The organism is Pantoea sp. X-Soil-ISGK-355, from assembly GCF_059730805.1.
Genome location: NZ_AP035971.1, coordinates 3086854 through 3105806 on the forward strand (window position 1 = coordinate 3086854; position 18953 = coordinate 3105806).

Here is an 18953-nt window from a genome sequence, read left to right on the forward strand (position 1 = left end):
GTCAGACTTTCCCGGCTGTGGTGTTCAGTTCAATTCGAAAACAGACGTCAGCCTGCTCGCAGGAGACCAGCGTCAGATCGCCCTGCATCCGGCGCAGGCAATCTTTGGCGATACTCAATCCCAGCCCGCTGCCTTTCACCGGCCCTTTACGCTGCTGGCTGCCCTGGTAGAACGGTTCGAAAATCATCGCCTGCTCTTCAGGCGGGATCGGCGAGCCGCTATTCGCGACCTCAATGCAGATCCGATCGCCCTGCTGCTGACTGCGAAGCCAGATGGTACCGGATTCGCTGCCGTAGTTCACGGCGTTCGAATAGAGGTTGTCGATGACCCGCATCAGTAACATCGGTTCTGCGAGGCAGTGACTGACCTTAAGATCGACGACCGTCTGCATCAGTTTGGCGCGCGCCGAAAGCGCATGTGCGTTAACGACATCTTCCACAATCTCCGCCACGCTGACCGGCTCCAGCGCGATCGGGCCATCCGCCAGTTTGCGGTTGTAATCGAGCAGCTGTTCAATCAGCTGCTGCAGATGGCGACTGCTGCTGTCGAGGATAGTGACCACTTCTTTTTGATCGACATTCAGCGAGCCGGCGACTTCGTCCGCCAGCAGTTCCGTGCCTTCACGCAGGCTGGCCAGCGGCGTTTTCAGCTCGTGAGAGAGATGGCGAAGAAATTCATGACGCTGCGATTCCAGCCACTGAAGCCGCTCGCTGAGCCAGACGATGCGCTGTCCCAGCGATCGCAATTCGCGCGGACCGCGAAATGTCCCGCTGTTACCCAGTGCCCGCCCTTCGCCAAGCCGGTTGATCATCCGTTCAATGCGCTTAACCGGACCGATAATCATGCCGGTAAACAGCGTCATCAGTGCCAGACTGATGATAAACAGAATCAGCGCCTGCCAGCCAAAAAACTGGCCGCGATCGGCAATTTCGCGCTGCAGCTGTAAGCCACGCGAAAAGACCACTTCGCGCGTGTCCTGCACCATCTGCGCATTGGTCGCAGAAAAGCGATCCAGCGCCTCTGCGGCAACCGGCACCGGATTACCATTGTCACATTTCAGTGGCGTCAGCAGCGGCAGCGTCGCCTGTAAGGTCTGGAATGCGGGCAGTTCGGGCAGGCTGGCGCTGTGCGAGCTCAGCATCTGACTGTAGCGGGTATGCTGAGTCTGATAGAGGCGCGCCAGCGAGGCATCATCCAGCACGCAGTACTGGCGATAGCTACGCTCCAGCTCAACCGCCGTTCGCGCCATCGCCTCACTTCTGCGCACATCGGTAAAGGTATTGCGGTTAGTGTCCGCAGCCTGTTCGCTTAATGCAGAGAGACTTTCCCACGCCTGCCAGGCCAGTACCAGCAGGGGCAGCAGCACCAGGACAAACGCCATCAGCACCAGCTGACGCAGAGAACGGGGAAATAAACGCCATTTATTCACGCAGCCGCTTCCTTAAGATTCGCTGTCTGGATGCTAGCGGACTCTGTCTGCGGAAGAAAGGGGAATGAAAGAAAACGGCAGGCTCAATGGCCTGCCGCTGGCACGACGCGTGATGCATCGCGTAAGAATGGGTGGAGCCTTACTCAACGTTACGTCCGGTGTTTGATAACGCAAGCGATTATCGGTCAGGTGGACGGCAGGCTCCGTTTGGTGCGTCATTCGGGCTTTATGAGCTCTTATCCGCTAAGCGGGGCAATCATAAACAGGTGAATGAGCAGCTGCATGAGTATAGCAAGTTCCATGCCAGAAAATAAATCATTATATTTTTCAGCAAATTGAGCAGGCCCGCCCGCTGACTGTCGCGAAAAATCTTATATCAGCACAGGCTGTCTGTCTTCGTAAGGCGACACTAAAATCAGTCTGATAAGCACGCATTAAAAATCAACGAGATAAATGTCGCCATACAGCGACAGCGCAAAGGCTCTGTTGTCGCTATTTGCCAACAGCGGCGCAAAAATGAACAGGAGGCACGCTAGCCTCCTGTTCATTTCAGTGGATTAAATTAACCCAGCTGTCTGCGCGCATTGCGGAAAATGCGCATCCACGGACTGTCTTCGCCCCACTCGGCCGGATGCCAGGAGTTGCTGACGGTACGGAACACGCGCTCCGGATGCGGCATCATAATGGTGACGCGGCCACTTTCATTGGTCACCGCGGTGATGCCGTCAGGAGAACCATTCGGGTTAGCCGGATAGGTTTCTGTCACCTTGCCGAAGTTATCGACAAAGCGCAGTGCCACCAGCCCTTTCGACTCCAGCGCCGCCAGATGTGTCGCATCACGGACTTCAACAAAGCCTTCACCGTGCGACACCGCGATAGGCATATGCGAACCGGCCATGCCGTCCAGCAGCAGTGATGGACTGGCGGCCACTTCAACCAGGCTGAAGCGTGCTTCAAAGCGCTCAGACTGGTTACGCACAAAGCGCGGCCAGAGGTCGCTACCTGGGATCAGTTCGCGCAGGTTGGACATCATCTGGCAACCGTTGCAGACGCCCAGCGCCAGAGTTTGCGGACGGTGGAAGAAGGTTTCGAACTCGTCACGCACGCTTGGGTTGAACAGAATCGATTTCGCCCAGCCCTCACCGGCACCCAGCACATCGCCGTAAGAGAAGCCGCCACAGGCCACCAGCGCCTGGAACTCTTCCAGACCGCGACGTCCGGCCAGCAGATCGCTCATGTGGACGTCAATGGCGGTGAAACCGGCCCGATCAAAGGCGGCGGCCATCTCCACATGGGAGTTGACGCCCTGCTCACGCAGCACGGCGACGCGTGGACGTGCGCCCGTAGCGATCATCGGTGCTGCCACATCTTCCTGCGGATTGAAGGTCAGATTCACGTTCAGGCCAGGGTCGCTGTCGTTCTTCTTCGCTTCATGTTCCTGATCCGCACACGCCGGGTTGTCGCGCAGGCGCTGCATCTGCCAGGTGGTTTCCGCCCACCAGGTGCGCAGCGTGGTACGGCTTTCGCTGTAAACCGCGCTGTCACCGGCACGGATCACAAAGCGATCGCCCGGCTGTGCACTGCCCAGCAGATGCGTCGAAGCGGCAAGGCCATGATCCGCCAGGATCTGCTCAACCGCTGCGCGATCGGCGGCATTGATCTGGATCACCGCGCCCAGCTCTTCGGTAAACAGGGCGGCCAGCGCATCGTTGCCCAGCGAGGCGATATCAACGTCAATACCGCAGTGACCGGCAAAGGCCATCTCGGCCAGCGTCACCAGCAGACCGCCGTCGGAACGATCGTGGTAAGCCAGCAGTTTCTGCTCAGCCACCAGCGCCTGAATCGCATTGAAGAAGCCCGCCAGCTGTGTGGCATCACGCACGTCGGCAGGTTTGTCGCCGAGCTGACGATAGACCTGCGACAGCGCGGTTGCGCCCAGCGTATTCGCGCCGTTACCCAGATCAATCAGCAGCAGCAGGTTGTCCTGTTCGGCCTGCAGCTGTGGCGTGACGGTACGACGCACATCTTCGACGCGGGCAAACGCGGTAATCACCAGCGACAGCGGCGAGGTCATCTCACGCTGTTCGGTGCCTTCCTGCCAGCGGGTTTTCATCGACATCGAATCTTTACCGACCGGGATAGTGATCCCCAGCGCCGGGCAAAGCTCTTCGCCGACTGCTTTCACCGCCGCATATAAACCGGCATCTTCACCCGGGTGACCGGCTGCAGACATCCAGTTAGCGGAGAGTTTCACACGCTTCAGCGAACCAATCTGCGTTGCCGCCAGGTTGGTCAGTGCTTCACCGACAGCCAGACGCCCCGACGCTGCGAAATCCAGCAGCGCAACCGGTGAACGTTCGCCGAGGGCAAAGGCCTCACCGTGGTAGCTGTCGAGGCTGGCGGTGGTCACCGCACAGTTGGCAACCGGGATCTGCCACGGGCCGACCATCTGATCGCGCGCTACCATGCCGGTCACGCTGCGGTCACCGATGGTGATCAGGAAGGTTTTTTCCGCCACGGCAGGCAGATGCAGTACGCGATTCACCGCATCGACCAGCGTAATGCCGTCGCGCTGCAGTTCGGTACCCTGTGCCTGCTGTGTCACCACATCACGCGTCATCTTCGGCGTTTTGCCCAGCAGCACGTCAAGCGGCATGTCGATGGGCTTATTATCGAAATGGCTGTCTTCCAGGCTCAGGTGCAGCTCTTCGGTCGCTTCACCAATCACCGCGAACGGTGCGCGTTCGCGCTGGCAGATCGCCTCGAACTGTGCGAGCTGATCGGGCGCTACGGCCATCACATAACGTTCCTGTGATTCGTTACACCAGACTTCCAGCGGGCTCATGCCTGGCTCATCACTCAGGATGTCACGCAGGTTAAACCGGCCACCACGACCGCCGTCGCTGACCAGCTCCGGCATGGCATTGGAAAGGCCGCCCGCGCCCACGTCGTGGATAAACAGAATCGGGTTCTCATCGCCCAGCTGCCAGCAGCGGTCGATCACTTCCTGGCAACGGCGTTCCATCTCCGGGTTGTCACGCTGAACGGAGGCGAAATCGAGATCGGCATCAGACTGACCCGAAGCCATGGATGACGCCGCGCCGCCGCCCAGACCGATGTTCATGGCCGGACCACCCAGCACCACCAGCTTCGCGCCGACGGTAATTTCGCCTTTCTGCACGTGATCGGCGCGGATGTTACCGATGCCGCCCGCCAGCATAATCGGCTTATGATAGCCACGCAGCTCGGTGCCGTTGTGGCTGGTGACCTGCTCTTCATAGGTACGGAAATAGCCATTCAGTGCCGGACGACCAAATTCATTGTTAAACGCAGCGCCGCCCAGAGGCCCGTCGGTCATGATTTCCAGCGCGCTGACGATACGCGCCGGTTTGCCGAAGTCCTCTTCCCATGGCTGTTCAAAGCCAGGGATGCGCAGGTTAGAGACCGAGAATCCAACCAGGCCCGCTTTGGGCTTGGAGCCGCGTCCGGTTGCGCCTTCATCACGGATCTCACCACCGGAACCGGTCGCGGCGCCTGGCCACGGCGAGATGGCCGTTGGATGGTTATGCGTTTCCACCTTCATCAGGATGTGCGCGGCTTCCTGATGCCAGCGGTATTCGCTTTCGCCGGCGTCAGCAAAGAAGCGGCCAACCTCTGACCCTTCCATCACGGCGGCATTATCTTTATAAGCAGAGAGCACGAAGTCCGGCGTCTGCTCCATAGTGTTTTTAATCATCTTAAACAGCGACTTCGGCTGTTTCTCGCCGTCGATAATCCAGTCGGCGTTGAAGATCTTGTGACGACAGTGCTCAGAGTTCGCCTGCGCAAACATATAGAGTTCAATGTCGTTGGGATTGCGGCCCAGCGCGGTAAATGCCGCCACCAGGTAGTCAATTTCATCGTCTGCCAGCGCCAGACCCAGCGAGATATTTGCCTGAACCAGCGCCTGACGGCCCTCACCCAGCAGATCGACACTCTTCACTGGCTGCGGCGTATGGTGCGCAAACAGCTGCTCAGCCTGCGCCAGATCGCTATAGACCGTTTCCATCATCCTATCGTGCAGCAGTGTACCCAGCGTCTGCCACTGCGCTTCCGTCAGTTGCGGAGCCTGCACATAAAAAGCCAGACCACGTTCCAGACGACGTACCTGCGGCAGGCCGCAGTTATGAGCAATGTCGGTGGCTTTGGATGACCAGGGCGAAATGGTGCCGGGACGTGGCGTCACCAGCAGCAGACGTCCCTGTGGAGCATGTTCAGCGAGAGAGGGACCATATTTAAGCAGGCGTTGCAGGCGGCTCTGTTCGTCAGCGGTTAAGGGCGTACTGACATCAGCAAAATGGATGTACTCAGCGTAAATATCACTCACCGGCAGATGAGCGTCCTGAAAGCGGGTCAGCAGTTTGTTTACACGAAATGCCGACAGGGCGGGCGAACCACGCAGAATTTCCATTAATAAGTCTCTCGTCAGGGCGCCGGGCGACGCTTGATTGGGCGCAACAGGGAAAACGGGGCGTATTATAGAGAAAGCGACCTCGCGACGAAACCGTTTGCGCACAATTTTTGGCAACCCGGATTTGCCTGAATTTTGCGCAAAAGCTGCTATAAAAGTTGCTCAGTGTGATTTTGTTGCGCAAAATGCCCCTCGCTCTGGGAGTTCAAAGAAGATAAATACTGCCTTTAAAAGACAGAGGCCTTAGAGCCAGCGAGAGATAACTATTTGAAACGCCTAAAATTTAATTATCTGTTTATCGGTCTGGTTGCCGTGCTGTTAGCGTTAGCGCTGTGGCCATCCATTCCCTGGTATGGGGGTGGGCAGGACAGGATTTCACAGATTAAATCACGGGGAGTCCTGCGGGTCAGTACCATCAACTCCCCATTGACGTACTACACAGTTAACCAGTTACCGGCCGGTATGGATTATGAGCTGGCAAAACGCTTCGCCGATTATCTTGGCGTCAAACTGAAGGTGACGGTTCGTCCTAACCTGAGCGATCTGTTTGATGACCTTGACGATGGTAAAGCCGATTTGCTGGCCGCTGGCCTGAACTACAACAATGAACGCCTGACGCGCTATCAGACCGGGCCAGGTTACTACAACGTTTCACAACAGCTGGTCTATCGCGTGGATAAGCCACGCCCTAAAAACCTCGGTGACTTAAAGGGGCGGCTGACGGTTGCATCAGGATCGGCCTATCTGTCAACGCTAAAGAGCGCGCGTTCCAATCAGTTCCCCGATCTGGACTGGGCGATCTCCACCGATCAGAGTCCTAAAGCTCTGCTGGAAGCGGTCGCCGACGGCAAGCTCGACTATACCATTGGTGACTCCGTCACTATTGCACTGTTGCAGCGCATCTATCCGCAGCTGGCGGTGGCGTTCGATGTTACCGATGAAGAGCCGGTAACCTGGTATGTGCGGCACAGCGATGACGATAGCCTGAATGCAGCAATGCTCGACTTCTTTAATGGTATGGGCGAAGAAGGCGCGATGGCGCGGCTGGAGGAGAAATATCTCGGTCACGTCGGCACCTTTGACTATGTTGATACGCGCACGTTCCTGCGCGCCATCGACAATACGCTGCCCGACATCAGGCCACTGTTTGAGAAGTACGCCACCAGCATCGACTGGCGGCTGCTGGCGGCAATCTCCTATCAGGAGTCGCACTGGAACCCGCAGGCTACCTCGCCGACCGGCGTGCGCGGCATGATGATGCTGACGCGTAACACCGCTGATAGCCTGGATGTGGGCGATCGAACCGATCCCGAACAGAGCATTCGCGGTGGCAGTCAGTATCTGCAGGATATGATGGCGAAGGTGCCGCAGACCATCCCGGAAGATGAGCGCATCTGGTTTGCGCTGGCGGCTTATAACATGGGTTATGCCCATATGCTTGACGTCCGCAAGCTGACGGCACGCCAGGGCGGTAATCCGGACAGCTGGGCGGATGTGAAGCTGCGTCTGCCCATGCTGAGTCAGAAGCGTTACTACACCCAGACGGCTTATGGCTATGCCCGTGGGCATGAAGCCTATAACTATGTGGAGAACATCCGCAAATATCAGTTAAGCCTGGTGGGTTATCTGCAGGAGCAGGAAAAACGCCTGGCGCAGCAGGCTGAAGCACAAGAAGCACAAGCCGAACTGGCCAAAGGCTACCCGGCGGTCGAACCAAAGATCGCCATGAATTAATCCTGGCGTTGCGCCTGACGCAGCGCTTTTTTCTGCTCGCGACGCATACGGAAGAAGTCGCTCAGCATAGCGGCACACTCTTCAGCCAGCACGCCGCTGTGCAGTTCAACCTGATGATTCATGCCGGGGTGGCCCAGCACATCCAGCAGCGACCCCGCCGCCCCACTTTTAATATCGTGCGCACCATAGATCAGCCGGCTGATGCGGCTGTGAACCATGGCGCCGGCGCACATCACGCACGGCTCCAGCGTCACGTAGAGCGTGGTGTCCAGCAGACGATAATTTTCCAGTACCTTACCGCCCTGCCGCAACGCCATAATCTCCGCATGCGCCGTCGGATCGTGCTGGCCGATGGGCCGGTTCCAGCCTTCACCGATCACCCGATCATTCTGAACCAGCACCGCACCCACCGGCACTTCGCCCTGCTCCCACGCCCGGCGCGCCAGGTCAAGCGCATGGCGCATCCAGTATTCATCTTGTTGTTTCATGCTGACCACTCCGGGCGACAGAAAAGCGGCGCATTATAGCGGTCTCACCGATCCTTTAGAAATTTATTCCAGCTGTTGCAGCTCACCTGCGGGTGTTACGCGCCAGCGATGCTGACAGAAAAACAGCAGCGGGTTGTCCTGTTTGCTGTCGCTATAGCCGCTGTAGAGCTGTAGCGGCGTGCCGATTTTCTCTTCAAGCTGGGCCACTTTCTCATGGCCGAGGCAGCGCATTGCCAGTACCCGCCCGCCCCAGCCGCGCTGCATCTGACTGGCAATCAGCTTCACGCGTGGCAGAAACGCGGAGTCGTAATAGACCTGCTCTACCAATGACTGTGGCGATCCGGTGATGAGCCAGACGTCAGCATCATCACTGCCGAGGTAATCCGTCAGGCGCTGCTGCACCACTGGGAAAGCTTTTACGCGCAGGCGAAACCACTGGGCAAACTCGGCTTCGAGGCGCAGCAATGTCTGCTCGGAGCGGCCAAAGGTAATTGACCAGAGCAGCAGGCTCATGGGCCAGCGTGCCGCGCGGCCTTTAAACAGCAAGCCCATGCCCACCACCGGCAGTAACGGCACCACCAGCAGCAGATTCAGCGGACGGCGACGCAGCAGATAGCGCATAAAGGTGCCGAACATGTCCTGCTGATGCAAAGTGCCATCGAGGTCGAAAAATACGATGCGACGTTGTGTTCCCCTGGTCAAACAACTCTCCTTAACGGCTGATTCCGGGATGATAAAGAGTAGTGTAGCCATCATCAGGCGGTACGGCGATGACGGTCATTTTTAATTCCGATGACTACAATGCCTGATGAATAGTTTATTCTTCACTGATTATCCCTGAATTACGAGGATTGGGCATGAGTTCATTGCTGCGCATTCGCCAGCTTTATCCACGTCTGGCATTGAACGAGCGTCGGCTGGCGGATTTTTTACTGTCGCAACCCGATAAGGCACGTCACCTGAGTTCGCAAAAGCTGGCGGAAGAGTCCGGCGTCAGCCAGTCGAGCGTGGTGAAGTTTGCTCAGAAGCTGGGATACAAAGGCTTTCCGGCGCTTAAGCTGGCTCTGAGTGAGTCACTGGCGGACAAGGATGCTATTACCGTGCATAACCATATCCTCAGCGACGACCCGCTTAAAATGGTGGGGGAAAAGCTGCTGACCGAAAAGCTTTCGGCGATTCGCGCCACGCTGGATATTAATAGCGAAGAGAAGCTCAACGATGTGTTACAGCTGCTGAAAAATGCCCGGCGCATTTTACTGGTCGGCATCGGTGCATCGGGCCTGGTGGCGAAGGATTTCTCCTGGAAGCTGATGAAGATTGGCATTAATGCAGTGGCGGAACAGGATATGCACGCCCTGCTGGCCAGCGTGCAGGCGATGGGGCCAGGCGATGTGCTGCTGGCCATCTCCTACACCGGGGAACGGCGCGAGATTAATCTGGCGGCGCAGGAAGCGGTGCAGGTGGGCGCCGATGTGGTGGCGTTTACCGGCTTTACGCCGAACACCCTGCAGCAGAGTGCCAGCTATTGTCTCTACACGGTGGCGGAAGAACAGAGCACCCGCAGCGCAGCGATCTCTTCGACCACCGCACAGCTGGCGCTGACCGATCTGCTGTTTATGGCGCTGGTGCAAAACGATCCGGAGCGTGCGTCGAGTCATATTCGTCACAGCGAAGCGCTGGTGAAAAAGCTGGTCTGATCAGCGACAGCGCGTATAATACCCGCGCTTTTTCTGTTGTTATCAGGTGGGAAAAATGGCGCTGTTGATTACGGCCAGATGCATTAACTGCGATATGTGTGAACCGGAGTGCCCGAACCAGGCGATTTCACTGGGCGATGCGATCTATGAGATTGATGTCAGCCGCTGCACGGAATGCGTCGGGCATTATGAGGTGCCAACCTGTCAGCAGGTCTGCCCCATCGACAACACCATCATCACTGACCCACAGCACACCGAATCACGCGATGCGCTGTGGGAGAAGTTCGTGCTGCTGCACGGCTAGCTCTCAATGATGACTGTGGCGCAGGCATAGTGACGCTCATCGGCCAGCGTCACGTGAACGTGTTTAACGCCCAGCCTCTCCGCCACGTCAGCTGCATGCTGAAAGAAGCGTAACCCCGGTTTACCCAGCGCATCGTTGTAAACTTCAAACTGATTAAACGCCAGACCACCGCGAATGCCGGTGCCAAAGGCTTTTGCTGCCGCCTCTTTGACTGCAAACCGCTTGGAGAGAAAGCGCACCGGCTGCTTGTGTGCCTGATACTGCTGCCATTCGGCTTCGCTCAGCACCCGGCGCGCCAGCCGGTCGCCGGAGCGCTCAATCACCCCGGCGATGCGTTCAATCTCAACGATGTCGCTGCCCAGTCCCAGAATAGCCATTAGCGGCGGGCTTCACGCAGCAGTTGCTTCATCTCTTTAACCGCCTCCGGCAGGCCACTCATCACCGCACGACCGATAATGGCATGGCCGATGTTCAGCTCATGCATTTCCGGCAGCGCCGCAATCGGCAACACGTTGTGGTAGGTCAGACCGTGACCGGCGTTGACCTTCAGCCCCAGGCTGGCGGCAAAGGTGGCGGCATGGCGAATGCGTGCCAGCTCCGCGTCACGTCCCCGTCCCTCTGGTGCCTCGGCATAAGCGCCGGTGTGAATTTCGATATAAGGCGCACCTGTGGCAACGGCCGCTTCGATCTGGCGGTGGTCGGCATCAATAAACAGTGAAACCAGAATGCCCGCATCACGCAGCAGTCGTACAGCCGCGTTCATCTTCTCCTGCTGCCCTGCCACATCCAGTCCGCCTTCCGTGGTCACTTCCTGACGCTTTTCGGGCACCAGACAGCAGAAATGGGGCTGGATATCGCAGGCGATGCCGATCATCTCATCAGTGACCGCCATCTCCAGATTCATGCGCGTCTGGATAGTGTCACGCAGGATACGCACGTCGCGGTCGGTAATGTGACGGCGATCTTCGCGCAGGTGCACCGTAATACCGTCTGCGCCTGCCTGCTCGGCGATGAACGCCGCCTGCACCGGATCGGGATAGTTTGTCCCACGGGCGTTACGCACCGTGGCAATGTGATCGATATTGACACCTAACAGCAACTCAGCCATGACCATCCTCACTTCTTTTCCATCGTGATGTTGAGTGTACCGCGCAAATGTAAACAGGCGGTACGACCAGCGCTATTCTTCTTCCTGTTCGGGCTTTTTCTTCGGGATAAACTGGCGGAACAGCTCCTGACTTTTCAGCGGCTTGCCACCCAGATAGGGCTTCAGGGCGATGCGGGTAAAGCGCTTAGCAGCGCGCAGCGTATCGGCATCGGGAAACTCACGTTCACACAGGGCGTGCAACTCACGGCCGGTAAAGCTGCGCTGATTGACCACCAGACTGGCGATAAAACCGCGCTCTTCACGGTAGCTGTACGTCATGTCTTCGCTGACCGGCTCGCCGCTACCGGCGCAATGCAGGAAGTCGACGCCATACCCCAGATGACCGAGCAGCGCCAGTTCAAAACGGCGCAGTGCCGGTTCGGGCTTGCCGTGCGTGGAAGCTAATGCCTGAAGGCAGTTGAGATAGTCGAAGAAAAGTTCCTGGAAAGGAGATTCCGGCTGCAATACGCGCGAGACCAGCTCATTGACGTAGAGACCGCAGTAGAGCGTGATGCCGCTGAGCGGTAAGGCCAGCGACACCGCTTCAGCATTGCGCAGGGTTTTGACGTCCCCGCGCCCGCTCCAGCGAACCAGCAGCGGGGTAAAAGGCTGTAACGCACCTTTCAGCTGAGAGCGCCGCGAGCGTGCGCCCTTGGCCAGCACCCGTACCCGCCCTTCGTTTTCGCTGAACAGGTCGAGCAGCAGGCTGGTTTCGCTGAAGGGACGACTATGCAGCACAAAGGCGCGTTGCCAGCCTTCCATTGAATCAGAGATCGTCTGTATAACCCAGGCTGCGCAGCGCTCGTTCGTCATCTGCCCAGCCGGATTTCACTTTCACCCACAGTTCGAGGTGCACTTTCGCTTCGAACATCTCTTCCATGTCCCTGCGCGCTTCTGTTCCGATGACTTTGATTTTGGCACCTTTGTTGCCAATCACCATCTTCTTCTGCCCTTCGCGCTCGACCAGAATCAGTCCATGAATGTCGTAACCGCCGCGTTCGTTGGTCACGAAGCGCTCAATCTCCACGGTGACCGAGTAAGGCAGTTCAGCGCCCAGGAAGCGCATCAGTTTTTCACGGATCATCTCTGACGCCATGAAACGCTGAGAGCGATCGGTGATGTAATCTTCCGGGAAGTGATGATCGGCCTGCGGCAGATGCTTGCGGGTAATGGCCGCAATGGTATCGACGTTTTTGCCGCTCTCCGCAGAGACTGGCACGATATCAAGGAAGTTCATCTGCTGGCTCAGGAACTGCAGATGCGGCAGCAGGATGGTTTTATCCTGGATGTTGTCGACTTTATTCACAGCCAGCACAACCGGCACTTTATTGTCGCGCAGTTTGTTTAACACCATCTCATCATCTGGCGTCCAGCGGGTACCTTCAACGACGAAGATCACCAGCTCTACGTCGCCGATAGAACTGCTGGCTGCACGGTTCATCAGACGGTTAATGGCGCGCTTCTCTTCCATGTGCAGTCCGGGGGTATCGACGTAAATCGCCTGATAGTTGCCCTCAGTATGAATGCCCATGATACGGTGGCGCGTGGTTTGCGGCTTACGCGAGGTGATCGACACCTTCTGCCCCAGCAACTGGTTCAGTAAGGTGGATTTACCGACGTTCGGTCGGCCAACAATCGCGACAAAGCCGCAATAAGTAACGTTTTCGCTCATTCGAGTCCTGAATTGTTCAGCGCCTGATGCGGCGCCGAAGAGTGCTATTTGAGTCATGTGTCATTCAGCGTCTTCTGACGCCGGGATAGAGCTGTCAGAGGGTGATTGATTCAGCACCGGTTATGGCACTGTCACCCGACAGACCTATTCGAGACCTAATTTTATCAGTGCCTGTTCAGCCGCTGCCTGCTCGGCTTTACGACGGCTGGAGCCGACGCCGACGACCGGCTCGGCCATGCCACTCACCTGACAGTGAATGGTGAATTCCTGATCGTGGGCTTCGCCGCGCACCTGCACCACCAGATAACTTGGCAGCGGCAGATGACGTCCCTGCAGATACTCCTGCAGGCGCGTTTTGGGATCTTTTTGTTTGTCGCCAGGACTGATTTCATCCAGGCGCGTCTGATACCAGTCGAGGATCAGCTGCTCTACCCGCTCGATGCTGCTGTCGAGGAAGATGCCGCCAATCAGCGCTTCCACCGTATCCGCCAGGATCGATTCGCGACGGAAACCGCCGCTTTTCAGCTCACCCGGCCCTAAGCGCAGGCACTCGCCAAGATCAAATTCGCGTGCCATTTCAGCCAGCGTATTGCCGCGCACCAGCGTGGCACGCATGCGGCTCATGTCACCTTCGTCAACCCGCGGGAAGCGGTGATAAAGGGCATTCGCAATCACATAGCTAAGAATAGAATCGCCCAGAAATTCCAGGCGCTCGTTGTGCTTGCTGCTGGCGCTGCGGTGAGTCAGGGCCTGCTGTAACAGTTCCGAATGAGTAAAAGTGTAGCCCAGTTTGCGCTGAAGCTTGTTAATCAGGATGGGGTTCATGCGATTCCAGTTCTTTGTTGCGTCTGTGACTCTGCATACCAAACGGGGCTGGCAGTCCAACACGTTCCGTTTGGTGTGCAGTGGCCTCCCTGAGGAGGCCACCCGATTTGCCTGTTAATCAGACAAAATTATTAGTGGATACCGCCGATGCGACTGAATCGCACGCCGGTTGGCCACTGACCTTCTTGTTTCTCAAAACTCATCCAGATAGCGACCGCTTTACCGACCAGATTACGCTCCGGGACAAAGCCCCAGTAACGGCTGTCGGCGCTGTTATCACGGTTGTCGCCCATCATGAAGTATTGCCCTTTCGGCACGACCCAGCTCGCCTGCGGCTGACCCGGCTGCTGATAATACATGCCCGCCTGACTCTGCGCTTCGTTAACCAGCAGAATGTCATGGGTCACGTTACCGATAGTCTCTTTACGGGTTGCCATGCGCAGACCACCGCGCAGGGTATCGCCCTGTGGCACCTGATAAAAACCGTTGCCGGTTTCGTTGCCATCAAAGCCGCTAAAAGTCTGAATAAAGTTGCTTGGTTCAACGTCGGTATAAGTCACTGCCAACGCTGTGTCACAGGCTTTATCATCACCACAGGTCGGTTTCACCGTTAGCGTTTTGCTGTAAGGATCATAGATGACTTTATCGCCTGGCAGGCCAATCACGCGCTTAATATAATCCAGGCTCGGATCTTTCGGGTATTTAAATACCGCAATGTCGCCGCGCTTCGGCTGACCGGTTGGGATCAGCGTCGTCTGGGTAATCGGATCTTTAATGCCGTAAGCAAACTTCTCCACCAGAATAAAGTCGCCAATCAGCAGCGTTGGCATCATCGAGCCAGAGGGAATCTGGAACGGTTCGTAAATAAACGAACGCACGATGAAAACCACGGCCAGCACCGGGAACACGGAGGCGGTCGTCTCAACCCAGCCTGGCTGTGAAGAGACTTTCGCCAGCGTTTTGCTGTCAAGCGCGTTACCGGTCTGGGCCTGCGCCGCCGCCTGTTTCGCGCGACGCTCGGGTGCCCATTTGAAACGATCAATTACCCAGACGATGCCAGTAATCAGCGTCGCTATCGCCAGAATCAGGGCGAACATATTAGCCATTGGAAATCCTTATTTGCTGTCCTTACCGACATGCAGAATGGCGAGGAACGCTTCCTGTGGCAGCTCAACGTTACCAACCTGCTTCATACGCTTCTTACCATCTTTCTGTTTCTGCAACAGTTTCTTCTTACGGCTGACGTCACCGCCATAACACTTGGCGAGAACGTTTTTACGCAGCTGTTTAACCGTTGAGCGAGCAATAATGTGGTTACCGATGGCAGCCTGAATCGCAATATCAAACTGCTGGCGCGGGATGAGATCTTTCATTTTCTCAACCAGATCGCGGCCACGATAAGGCGCATTGTCGCGGTGAGTAATCAGCGCCAGCGCATCCACACGTTCAGAGTTAATCAGTACGTCGACACGCACCATGTCTGAAGGCTGGAAACGTTTGAAGTTGTAATCCAGCGAGGCATAACCGCGCGAGGTGGATTTCAGACGGTCAAAGAAGTCGAGAACCACTTCTGCCATCGGAATTTCATACGTCAGTGCAACCTGATTGCCGTGGTAAACCATGTTGGTCTGCACGCCACGCTTCTCAATACAGAGCGTGATGACGTTGCCCAGATACTCCTGTGGCAGCAGCATGTGACATTCCGCGATCGGCTCACGCAGCTCTTCGATGTTATTCAGTGGCGGCAGCTTGGATGGACTATCGACATGAACAATTTCGCCACCGGTGGTCACGACTTCATACACTACCGTCGGTGCAGTGGTAATCAGATCGAGATCGTATTCGCGCTCCAGACGCTCCTGGATGATCTCCATGTGCAGCAGACCGAGGAAGCCACAGCGGAAACCAAAGCCCAGCGCCGTTGAGCTTTCTGGCTCATAGAACAGCGAGGCATCGTTCAGGCTCAGCTTGCCGAGCGCATCACGGAACGCTTCATAATCGTCAGAGCTGATCGGGAACAGACCGGCATAAACCTGCGGCTTCACTTTTTTAAAGCCTGGCAGCGCTTTGTCTGCCGGGTTGCGAGCGGTGGTGAGGGTATCGCCCACCGGTGCGCCGAGGATATCTTTAATGGCGCAGACCAGCCAGCCGACTTCACCGCAGTTCAGTTCATTACGGTCGACACGTTTCGGGGTAAAGATACCCAGGCGGTCAGCGTTATAAACCTGACCGGTGCTGAGGACTTTGATCTTGTCACCTTTACGCATGGTGCCGTTTTTTACACGCACCAGCGAGACAACGCCCAGATAGTTATCAAACCAGGAATCGATAATCAGCGCCTGTAGCGGACCTTCCGGATCGCCTTCCGGCGGCGGAATATCGCGCACTAAGCGTTCCAGCACGTCCGGAACGCCGACGCCGGTTTTAGCGGAGCAGCGCACCGCATCAGCAGCATCGATGCCGACGATATCTTCAATCTCCTGCGCAGCGCGATCGGGATCGGCAGCAGGCAGGTCGATTTTGTTCAGAACCGGCACTACTTCCAGATCCATCTCCATCGCGGTGTAGCAGTTCGCCAGTGTCTGCGCTTCAACACCCTGACCCGCATCCACCACCAGCAATGCACCTTCGCAGGCAGCCAGTGAGCGGGAAACTTCATAAGAGAAGTCTACGTGGCCCGGAGTATCAATGAAATTGAGCTGGTAAGTTTCGCCGTCTTTCGCGTGGTAATCGAGTGTGACGCTCTGTGCTTTGATAGTAATGCCACGCTCACGCTCCAAATCCATGGAGTCAAGAACCTGCGCAGCCATTTCACGGTCAGAAAGGCCACCGCAGATCTGAATAAGGCGGTCAGAGAGCGTAGATTTACCATGGTCGATATGAGCGATGATGGAGAAATTTCTTATGTGCTTCATTTATAGGGATATCTTCGCTTAAAATTCAGTTGAAAATCTGAGCACAGACACATTCAGGAAGATCGCTCTTTACCCACAATCCTGTCAGCCTCATTAATGACGACGCATATTACACTGTTAACGCCGCGCATAAAAGAATGGAACGTGGTGGAAGCGAAACAGATATCTGCGCAAGGCAGAACGGACAAAGGCCGCGGGATGCGCGGCCTGGGCGTACATTACGCTTCGCTTTCAACACGCAGCGCATCGGGCGGGAGGGCGATGTTCAGAATAACCGGCTGAAAGGCTTCGCGATCGCCAAATTTCATTGAAACGCCTTTCGCAACAATAAAGCCACCGATGCCACCCAGCAGTGCACCGCAGGCGGCCGCCAGATCGCTGCTGAACAGCGACTGAAACAGTCCGGCAATCAGGAACAAACCAAATAGCGGCGTCATATAGACCAGCAGCGCTGAACCCAGAAGGCTACTCTCTTTGATGCCTAACTCAATGCGCTGTCCCGGCTGCAGCGGCTTGCTGCTGGCAATCTGCATCACATGAGCATTCTTCGGACCGAGTTTATTCAGCATATGGCTGCCGCAACCTTTGCGCGCCTGGCAGCTATTGCAGGACGTTTTTGCTTCGGTATGCAGTGTGGCAATGCCATCCTGCCATGCCACCACGGTGGCCCATTCTCTCATCATTTTTGTGACCCCAGGTCGATGCTGTCAGCAATACGTTTTGCGGTTGAAGGCGGTAATTCGCCGATCACCGCAATTTCGTTATTATTGCGCACAACGGTCTGGACCGTACGACGCCCAGTGCGCAATGTCTGCGTTGTGCTGCTTTTATCGGCAGGCGTCACATTGATCGCGAAACTAAACAGCCCATCGCTGTAGAGCTTCGACTCAATATTTTTGTTCAGCCCCGGCAGCGTGCGACGATTCTGCGACACCAGCGTCATGCCTGCGGGTATCCAGCCTGGCTGCCATGCGACAGTAATCACGTCCCCTTTTGGCACGGAAAGCGATGGTGGCAGATTCGCTTTCTCCAGCCCTTGCATCAGATTGCGTACTCCTTCATCCACTGCAAAGCTGATAACGCGGAACTGTTCCAGCGTTTCACCGTCACGATCAAGCAGGTCGATACGTAGCGGTAGCCTGGTATCCACATCCAGCCAGACCACATAGCTGTAACGGGTGCCATCGCGAGACACGATACGCAGCACATCACACATCTGATCGGCAATGCGCGAGCGACCCACGGTAATAAAATCGTAGGCAGTGGCAAGTTTGGTGAAGTCAGCAAAAATCACCGACGGCAAAGCGTCAATAATGTGATTGCCCGGGAGCGAAAAGGGATCAAGGCCTGGTTCGAAGTAGCTGATATCGTTGCCACGCTGGATCACTTCCCGACGTGGCCCGTCCATCTGCAACAGCTGCGCGAATATTCGGTTATCGATCACAGCATGACGGTAGCGCAGCGATTCAATGCCGATGCGTGAGACGTTAATATAGGCAAATTCATAGTTGAGGTTCTGACTTGCCTGCTCCATCTGCTGCAATAGCGCCCCGGACGCAGTAGTTTGCGCCGGGGCGGCAGATGACCATAACAGGCTGCCTGTCAGCAGGCTAACAGCATACCAAAACGGCTTCATTACTGCTGCTGCTGTCCTAATGACTGGTTTCCGGGAACATCAACCTGCGCCTGTTTTGGCGCATCGGTTTCAAACTGCAGCTGATCAGCGTGCAGCCGGCGTTGCAGTTCATAGTCCTGCAGCATGGCGTTCACGCGACGACGCTGATCCTGAACCTGCTGATTAGAGCTGTTCGTGTCAAAGGCATCAGACGGCACGCCCAGGCTCACCGGTGAGGCTTTACCCATCATCGGCAGCGTATTGAACACCGGAGAGTCAGATGTCTGCGTGGCGCTACCCTGCGGCTGGTTGTAGTGCTGAACACCCACGATCACGGCCAGTGACACGCAGGCAGCCACACCCACCTGAGTCAGTTGCGCAGCCCACGGACGCGCTTTTTTCCAGAACGGCATTTTTTCCCAGCGGGAAGGTTCTGGCTGAGCTTCAGGGATCAGCGTGGTAACCGTACGTAACGGTTCTTTTTCGATAGCAGCAGCGACGTGCGCAGAGATATCAAAATGCAGGACATCACCCACATCACCGCGCATGGTATCGCGAATAAGATGATAGCTCGCCCAGCTTTTCTGTAGTTCTGCGTCCTTAGACAAGGCGGAAAACAGCTCGTTATCTAAGGTCTCACCATCCATTAAAGCGGAAAGTTTTTCTTTCTGCATGCC

General features: G+C 56.4%; 17 protein-coding genes. 3 read left to right on the top strand and 14 right to left on the bottom strand.

Annotated features, from left to right (window positions below):
• Position 1: 1 nt before the first annotated feature.
• Positions 2-1429, bottom strand: coding sequence for a sensor histidine kinase (locus AC6I8J_RS14125; RefSeq protein WP_497825493.1), 1428 nt, complete (start codon positions 1427-1429; stop codon positions 2-4).
• A 562-nt stretch (positions 1430-1991) separates the two neighbouring features.
• Positions 1992-5879: a phosphoribosylformylglycinamidine synthase gene (gene purL, locus AC6I8J_RS14130; RefSeq protein ID WP_222925118.1), complete on the bottom strand. Its 3888-nt coding sequence runs from the start codon at positions 5877-5879 to the stop codon at positions 1992-1994.
• Between the two features lie 267 nt (positions 5880-6146).
• Between purL and mltF the strand changes: the two genes are divergently transcribed.
• A complete protein-coding gene (gene mltF, locus AC6I8J_RS14135) occupies positions 6147-7613 on the top strand; it encodes a membrane-bound lytic murein transglycosylase MltF (protein WP_253419680.1) in 1467 nt (488 codons plus the stop codon).
• Here mltF and tadA read toward each other — a convergent pair.
• Together tadA and yfhb are read right to left on the bottom strand one after the other, a co-directional pair.
• Positions 7610-8101: a tRNA adenosine(34) deaminase TadA gene (gene tadA, locus AC6I8J_RS14140; protein WP_260059524.1), complete on the bottom strand. Its 492-nt coding sequence runs from the start codon at positions 8099-8101 to the stop codon at positions 7610-7612. The two genes, mltF and tadA, sit on opposite strands and share 4 nt — an antisense overlap.
• Before the next feature lie 63 nt (positions 8102-8164).
• A complete protein-coding gene (gene yfhb, locus AC6I8J_RS14145) occupies positions 8165-8803 on the bottom strand; it encodes a phosphatidylglycerophosphatase C (protein WP_161736187.1) in 639 nt (212 codons plus the stop codon).
• A gap of 155 nt (positions 8804-8958) precedes the next feature.
• Between yfhb and AC6I8J_RS14150 the strand changes: the two genes are divergently transcribed.
• Both AC6I8J_RS14150 and AC6I8J_RS14155 read left to right on the top strand, forming a co-directional pair.
• The gene (locus AC6I8J_RS14150; protein ID WP_150012637.1) at positions 8959-9798 is read left to right on the top strand and encodes a MurR/RpiR family transcriptional regulator; all 840 of its coding nucleotides are present in this window, start codon (positions 8959-8961) and stop codon (positions 9796-9798) included.
• 55 nt (positions 9799-9853) lie between these two features.
• Positions 9854-10102: a YfhL family 4Fe-4S dicluster ferredoxin gene (locus tag AC6I8J_RS14155; protein WP_161736185.1), complete on the top strand. Its 249-nt coding sequence runs from the start codon at positions 9854-9856 to the stop codon at positions 10100-10102.
• On the opposite strand, the gene acpS is transcribed toward AC6I8J_RS14155, so the two are convergent.
• The 10 genes from acpS to rseA form a co-directional block, all read right to left on the bottom strand.
• Positions 10099-10479: a holo-ACP synthase gene (acpS, locus tag AC6I8J_RS14160; RefSeq protein WP_161736184.1), complete on the bottom strand. Its 381-nt coding sequence runs from the start codon at positions 10477-10479 to the stop codon at positions 10099-10101. The two genes, AC6I8J_RS14155 and acpS, sit on opposite strands and share 4 nt — an antisense overlap.
• Positions 10479-11210: a pyridoxine 5'-phosphate synthase gene (pdxJ, locus tag AC6I8J_RS14165; protein ID WP_161736183.1), complete on the bottom strand. Its 732-nt coding sequence runs from the start codon at positions 11208-11210 to the stop codon at positions 10479-10481. Before pdxJ ends, acpS begins: the two co-directional genes overlap by 1 nt.
• A 72-nt stretch (positions 11211-11282) precedes the next feature.
• Entirely contained in the window at positions 11283-12011 is a 729-nt protein-coding gene (gene recO / locus AC6I8J_RS14170; protein WP_161736182.1) for a DNA repair protein RecO, read from the bottom strand.
• Positions 12012-12015: 4 nt separating this feature from the next.
• Positions 12016-12921 carry a GTPase Era gene (gene era / locus AC6I8J_RS14175; protein ID WP_161736181.1) on the bottom strand — a complete coding sequence of 302 codons (906 nt, stop codon included), beginning with the start codon at positions 12919-12921 and terminating at the stop codon, positions 12016-12018.
• Positions 12922-13065: 144 nt separating this feature from the next.
• A complete protein-coding gene (gene rnc / locus AC6I8J_RS14180) occupies positions 13066-13746 on the bottom strand; it encodes a ribonuclease III (RefSeq protein WP_010257656.1) in 681 nt (226 codons plus the stop codon).
• 131 nt (positions 13747-13877) lie between these two features.
• Entirely contained in the window at positions 13878-14852 is a 975-nt protein-coding gene (gene lepB, locus AC6I8J_RS14185; RefSeq protein ID WP_161736180.1) for a signal peptidase I, read from the bottom strand.
• A gap of 9 nt (positions 14853-14861) precedes the next feature.
• Positions 14862-16661 (bottom strand): translation elongation factor 4, encoded by a 1800-nt coding sequence (lepA, locus tag AC6I8J_RS14190; protein ID WP_033783908.1) that lies wholly within the window; start codon positions 16659-16661, stop codon positions 14862-14864.
• Positions 16662-16879: 218 nt separating this feature from the next.
• Positions 16880-17344: a SoxR-reducing system protein RseC gene (gene rseC, locus AC6I8J_RS14195; protein ID WP_161736179.1), complete on the bottom strand. Its 465-nt coding sequence runs from the start codon at positions 17342-17344 to the stop codon at positions 16880-16882.
• Positions 17341-18297: a sigma-E factor regulatory protein RseB gene (gene rseB, locus AC6I8J_RS14200; RefSeq protein WP_497825494.1), complete on the bottom strand. Its 957-nt coding sequence runs from the start codon at positions 18295-18297 to the stop codon at positions 17341-17343. The genes rseC and rseB overlap by 4 nt, the downstream gene beginning before the upstream one ends.
• Positions 18297-18950, bottom strand: coding sequence for an anti-sigma-E factor RseA (gene rseA, locus AC6I8J_RS14205; protein WP_497825495.1), 654 nt, complete (start codon positions 18948-18950; stop codon positions 18297-18299). Before rseA ends, rseB begins: the two co-directional genes overlap by 1 nt.
• Positions 18951-18953 lie beyond the last annotated feature (3 nt).

Bases quoted from the DNA above. Each gene is read 5' to 3' on its own strand.
- purL (WP_222925118.1), bottom strand. From the start codon at position 5,879: ATGGAAATTCTGCGTGGTTCGCCCGCCCTGTCGGCATTTCGTGTAAAC.
- tadA (WP_260059524.1), bottom strand. From the start codon at position 8,101: ATGAAACAACAAGATGAATACTGGATGCGCCATGCGCTTGACCTGGCG.
- AC6I8J_RS14150 (WP_150012637.1), top strand. From the start codon at position 8,959: ATGAGTTCATTGCTGCGCATTCGCCAGCTTTATCCACGTCTGGCATTG.
- AC6I8J_RS14155 (WP_161736185.1), top strand. From the start codon at position 9,854: ATGGCGCTGTTGATTACGGCCAGATGCATTAACTGCGATATGTGTGAA.
- acpS (WP_161736184.1), bottom strand. From the start codon at position 10,479: ATGGCTATTCTGGGACTGGGCAGCGACATCGTTGAGATTGAACGCATC.
- pdxJ (WP_161736183.1), bottom strand. From the start codon at position 11,210: ATGGCTGAGTTGCTGTTAGGTGTCAATATCGATCACATTGCCACGGTG.
- recO (WP_161736182.1), bottom strand. From the start codon at position 12,011: ATGGAAGGCTGGCAACGCGCCTTTGTGCTGCATAGTCGTCCCTTCAGC.
- era (WP_161736181.1), bottom strand. From the start codon at position 12,921: ATGAGCGAAAACGTTACTTATTGCGGCTTTGTCGCGATTGTTGGCCGA.
- rnc (WP_010257656.1), bottom strand. From the start codon at position 13,746: ATGAACCCCATCCTGATTAACAAGCTTCAGCGCAAACTGGGCTACACT.
- lepB (WP_161736180.1), bottom strand. From the start codon at position 14,852: ATGGCTAATATGTTCGCCCTGATTCTGGCGATAGCGACGCTGATTACT.
- lepA (WP_033783908.1), bottom strand. From the start codon at position 16,661: ATGAAGCACATAAGAAATTTCTCCATCATCGCTCATATCGACCATGGT.
- rseC (WP_161736179.1), bottom strand. From the start codon at position 17,344: ATGATGAGAGAATGGGCCACCGTGGTGGCATGGCAGGATGGCATTGCC.
- rseB (WP_497825494.1), bottom strand. From the start codon at position 18,297: ATGAAGCCGTTTTGGTATGCTGTTAGCCTGCTGACAGGCAGCCTGTTA.
- rseA (WP_497825495.1), bottom strand. From the start codon at position 18,950: ATGCAGAAAGAAAAACTTTCCGCTTTAATGGATGGTGAGACCTTAGAT.